General features: G+C 48.2%; 5 protein-coding genes. 4 read left to right on the top strand and 1 reads right to left on the bottom strand.

The features are described from left to right. Positions 1–1,025, bottom strand: a 1,025-nt coding sequence (gene coaBC / locus HRU21_00720; GenBank protein NRA40806.1) for a bifunctional phosphopantothenoylcysteine decarboxylase/phosphopantothenate--cysteine ligase CoaBC, incomplete at its 3' end; no start/stop codon positions are given. Between the two features lie 197 nt (positions 1,026–1,222). Between coaBC and radC the strand changes: the two genes are divergently transcribed. The 4 genes from radC to HRU21_00700 all read left to right on the top strand — a co-directional run bounded on the left by radC (position 1,223) and on the right by HRU21_00700 (position 4,398). Then, positions 1,223–1,897 carry a DNA repair protein RadC gene (gene radC, locus HRU21_00715; GenBank protein ID NRA40805.1) on the top strand — a complete coding sequence of 225 codons (675 nt, stop codon included), beginning with the start codon at positions 1,223–1,225 and terminating at the stop codon, positions 1,895–1,897. A 220-nt stretch (positions 1,898–2,117) separates the two neighbouring features. Beyond that, positions 2,118–2,354 (top strand): 50S ribosomal protein L28, encoded by a 237-nt coding sequence (rpmB, locus tag HRU21_00710; protein ID NRA40804.1) that lies wholly within the window; start codon positions 2,118–2,120, stop codon positions 2,352–2,354. Between the two features lie 11 nt (positions 2,355–2,365). Further along, complete coding sequence (rpmG, locus tag HRU21_00705; protein ID NRA40803.1) at positions 2,366–2,536, top strand: 50S ribosomal protein L33; 171 nt, start codon at positions 2,366–2,368, stop codon at positions 2,534–2,536. A gap of 107 nt (positions 2,537–2,643) precedes the next feature. After that, positions 2,644–4,398: a response regulator gene (locus HRU21_00700; GenBank protein NRA40802.1), complete on the top strand. Its 1,755-nt coding sequence runs from the start codon at positions 2,644–2,646 to the stop codon at positions 4,396–4,398. Positions 4,399–4,482: the final 84 nt, after the last annotated feature.

Genomic DNA, 4,482 nt, shown 5'->3' with positions numbered 1-4,482 from the left:
CCTTTACGCATTAATTTTGCCTTGGCATGATCAATCAGCTGCTCTGTTTCTGCCGCAAAGCCAACGGTTAGTAGCTCTGGGTAGCGTTGACTGACCGTGGCGATAATATCGGGATTTTTGACCAGCTGTAAATCTATCTGCTCGTTCGATTTTTTAATTTTTTGCACTGCCTGCTCTGCTGGTCGGTAATCGGCGACTGCTGCTGAGGCGATAAAAATATCGGCATCTTGACTGGCCTTGAGTGCAGCGTTGAGCATCTCAACTGCTGACTCTACCTGAATCAGTTCGCAGCGTTCAGGTGCTACTAAGGCCACCGGCCCTGAAATTAAACATACGCTGGCGCCAAGTGCAATAGCCTGGCTGGCCAGCGCATAGCCCATTTTGCCTGAGCTGTGGTTGGATAAATAGCGCACTGGGTCGAGGGGTTCGCGGGTTGGTCCGGCAGTAATAACAATATGTTTACCGCTTAGCGGTTTTGCCCGATAGCGCTGCGCGATGGCTTCCACAATTTCCAACGGCTCTAACATCCGTCCAGGCCCAACGTCACCACAGGCTTGCTCACCTTCGCCTGGGCCTAATATCTGATAAGCCTGCTGCATCAGCTGTTGAATATTGTCTTGCGTGACCGTTTCTTGATACATGCTTTGGTTCATGGCCGGGGCTATATAGCGATCAGCTTCAGTGGCCAGCAGCAGTGTACTGAGTAGATCGCCGGCTAAGCCCTGTGCCGTTTTGGCAATAAAGTCTGCTGAGGCGGGGGCAACCAAAATAATATCCGCCCATTTGGCAAGCTCGATATGCCCCATGCCGGCCTCTGCCTCAGGATCCAATAAAGCTGTATGCACTGGATTGCCAGACAGCGCCTGCAGCGTCAGTGGAGTAATAAAGGCCTGTGCGCCCTCGGTCATCACCACCCGAACATCACAGCGATAAGCTTTTAATTTACGCACAATCTCACAGCTTTTATAAGCGGCAATGCCGCCAGTAATGCCAACCAGAATACGTTTATTGCTTAAACTGCTCATAGGTGCCTGAATAGTTGGGGTAAATTATCTGCCAATTACAAAGCCTTGATCATAATATGTGAACATCCGATTGCCAACTTGCAGCCGCAACTATGTGTAATAATTATCGATATTTGAGGGTTGGTAAGCACTTACCTTGAGGATTTTTCAGAGCCAGCTACAGTTGATAGAGAACTTCGCTGGATAAGGACATCAGCATGGCGATATCACAATGGCCATCGGCCTCACGGCCGCGCGAGCGTTTACTCAGTGTGGGTGCGCAGGCTTTGAGCGATGAGGAATTGCTGGCGATCTTTTTGCGCACCGGTATTGCCGGTTATAGCGCAGTTGATTTGGCGCGTCAGCTACTGCGTCAGTTTGGCAGTATTCATGCTGTATTGCGCGCAGATTTTCAGCAGTTTAGTTTGGCACCCGGAATGGGTTTGGCTAAATATACTCAGCTGCAGGCGGCCTTGGAGCTGGCGCGGCGCTTTTTTGCTGAGTCAGAGCCGGATAGGCCGCTGATGGCAAGCGCAGAGTGGGTGCGCAAAGATTTGCAGCTGCGATTTTGGGATAAGCAGCGCGAGATTTTTGCCGGCTTATTTTTGGACAGCCAATACCGTTTATTGCACTATCAAGAGCTTTTTTTCGGCACCTTGGATAGATCGCCTGTTTATCCGCGCGAAATTGCCAAACTGGCGCTGCTGCATAATGCCAAAGCGGTGATGGTGGCGCATAATCACCCCTCAGGCCATTGTCAGCCTTCAGCGGCGGATAAACAGATTACCGAGGCGATTGCGCAGGCCTTGCGCCTATTGGATATTCAATTGCTTGATCACTGGATTATTGCCGCTCAGCAGAGTTTCTCTTTTGCCGAGCATGGCTTGCTATGATTATGCTGTTGGCTGGGCGCGGATCTTACCGCCAGCAGGCATGGCGACAGTTAAGAAAATATCACTGAAATCGGATATTTTATTTGCTTGCTAGCGGCTATTTTGGTATAAAGTCGCGCTCAATTTAGCTGCTGCATTGAGTCAGTGTTAACGATACTGTGTTTGTCGTTAAGTCAGCGGCCAAATATTTAAATTTTTTAACATTACGACGAGTAAGACCATGGCTAAAGTATGTCAAGTAACGGGTAAGCGTCCAGTTACCGGTAACAATGTATCGCACGCAAAAAATCGTACCAAACGTCGTTTCGAGCCAAATTTGCATACCCACCGTTTTTGGGTTGAGTCTGAAAAGCGTTTTGTGAAACTGCGCGTTTCAGCAAAAGGTATGCGTATTATCGATAAGAAGGGCGTTGAGCAAGTGCTTGCCGACGTTCGCGCTCGTGGCGAAAAAGTGTAAGGAGCTGAGAAATGGCGAAGAAAGGTGCACGTGAATTAATCCGATTAGTATCAACCGCTGGTACCGGTCATTTTTATACCACTGATAAAAACAAGCGTAATACGCCTGACAAGATGGTGATTAAAAAGTACGACCCAGTTGTGCGTAAGCACGTTGAATACAAAGAAGCGAAAATCAAATAATATTTGATTGTGCTTACCGAAAACCACCGTCTGCGGTGGTTTTTTTTTGCCAGTTGCAAAAAATCGTCAAGCTTTAGACAATAGCTTTTTAATCATTGTCAGACAGCATGACTCGAACCGCATTTGATCCATCCTCAGCACATTACCGCAATGCTAGTTTACGAGCGGTAGTCTTTACGCTGCCGATTTACCTGATCTTCTTTTTGAGTATCTTGCTAGTTGCCTATGCCGGTCTTACCGCGTTTTCCGCACCGGTGTTCTTGATCAGCGTGTTGCATATTCTGACGCTAGAAGCGCTGATTGTCGCCGCCGCCTTATTTAAGCGACGCTTTAGCCGCAAACAAAGTATTCAGTCAATTTGGCTGCTAGTCGGTAACAATATTATCTTTTTCTGCTACTGGCTGTTTCATCTGGGTGAGTTTCGCGATGTGATGTATTTGATCGCTATTACCTCAACCATAGGGCTGTTTACCATTGCCAATTTCTGGCAGGCCATCGCTTATAATATGGTATTGGTGCTGGCGATGCTTATAACGGCCTGGCTGGCCAGTTTGAATAACCCCGCAATTGTATTGGTGAACGATGCGCTACATGCGCTGATGTTTCTATTTTTATCGTTTTGGCTAAGTCTCTTAGCACATACTTTCACGCAGCAGCGTAAGCAGCTGGGTCAGGCGGTGTCAAAACTGAAACAAAATGAGGAGCACTTGATTCAAGAGAGTCAGGCTAAGAGTCAATTCTTGGCCATGATGAGTCACGAAATTCGCACCCCGCTGAACGGCATGATTGGCATGCTGGATTTATTAAAGCAGCAAATACCGCATAACGATTTTTTACAAGTGGCACAAAATTCAAGTCGTGCATTGCTAGCAGTATTAAACGATGTGTTAGATTTCTCAAAAATTGAAGCCGCGCAGCTGCAGCTGGAGCAGATCCCCTTTGCCATAGATAAGGTGCTGGATGAATGTGTTGAAACCATGCTGTTCACTGCCGAAGAAAAAGGTTTAACACTGAGCCTGCAATCATCGTCCCAGCAGGCGGCTCCCGCCACCTTGCTTGGTGATCCGCATCGGTTAAGACAAATTGTCATGAACCTACTGTCAAATGCAATTAAGTTTACCCCCAGTGGTTTTGTGCAACTGCGCTACCAGCTTGATCAGCAGGCCGATCAATGGCAGCTGAATTTATCGGTGGTTGACAGCGGCATTGGCATTGCCAATGAGCAAATCGATATGCTTTTTCAGGCCTTTAAGCAGGCCGATAGTTCTACAGCAAGAGAGTATGGCGGCACTGGATTGGGTTTGGCCATTAGCTATCAACTAGCACAGATGATGGGTGGTCAACTGTCGGTTCAGAGTGCGCTGGGCCAGGGTTCAAGCTTTACATTACAGCTGCCGCTTGGCACTCCAGTTTCGCCGCTAGAGCACGCCGAGCTGAGCGCCACTGAGACGCTGTCGCTGCAGCAGGTTGCGGTGGTGGATGATAATCAAGTGAACCTGCTGACCATCTCAGCGATGCTTGATCAGCTCTCGATTGCCTATCAGGCGTTTCAAAGCGGTGCTGAATTTTTACAGGCTTACCAAGCTGGGCAGCTGTTCGATTTAGTGTTTATGGATTGTGAAATGCCGACCCTCAATGGCTATGATACGGTGCGGCAGCTACGACAGTTAGAGCAGCAGTCGCGGCTGCCTAAGCTTACAATCGTGGCATTGACTGCCAATACAGTGAAGCAAGCCTTAGATGCCTGCTATGAGGCGGGGATGAATGATATCTTGATAAAACCCCTTGAGCTGGAACAGCTGCGGCAATGTTTGGCAAAATATAATGGCCAGCGCCAGCCTCTAGACTCACCCAAAGCCTAATCTAGGCACTCACTTAATACATGCTCGGCAGATCTATGTGATCAGCGCTAAACTGAATGTAGAATGATCGGTGGCTTGGTTCAG

The sequence above is a fragment of the Pseudomonadales bacterium genome (genome assembly GCA_013215025.1).
Classification (GTDB): domain Bacteria; phylum Pseudomonadota; class Gammaproteobacteria; order Pseudomonadales; family DT-91; genus DT-91.
This window is presented reverse-complemented; position numbering and strand designations above follow the sequence as displayed.

Excerpts from the sequence above, each read along its gene's own strand:
- rpmB (NRA40804.1), top strand. The coding sequence starts at position 2,118 with ATGGCTAAAGTATGTCAAGTAACGGGTAAGCGTCCAGTTACCGGTAAC.
- HRU21_00700 (NRA40802.1), top strand. The coding sequence starts at position 2,644 with ATGACTCGAACCGCATTTGATCCATCCTCAGCACATTACCGCAATGCT.
- rpmG (NRA40803.1), top strand. The coding sequence starts at position 2,366 with ATGGCGAAGAAAGGTGCACGTGAATTAATCCGATTAGTATCAACCGCT.
- radC (NRA40805.1), top strand. The coding sequence starts at position 1,223 with ATGGCGATATCACAATGGCCATCGGCCTCACGGCCGCGCGAGCGTTTA.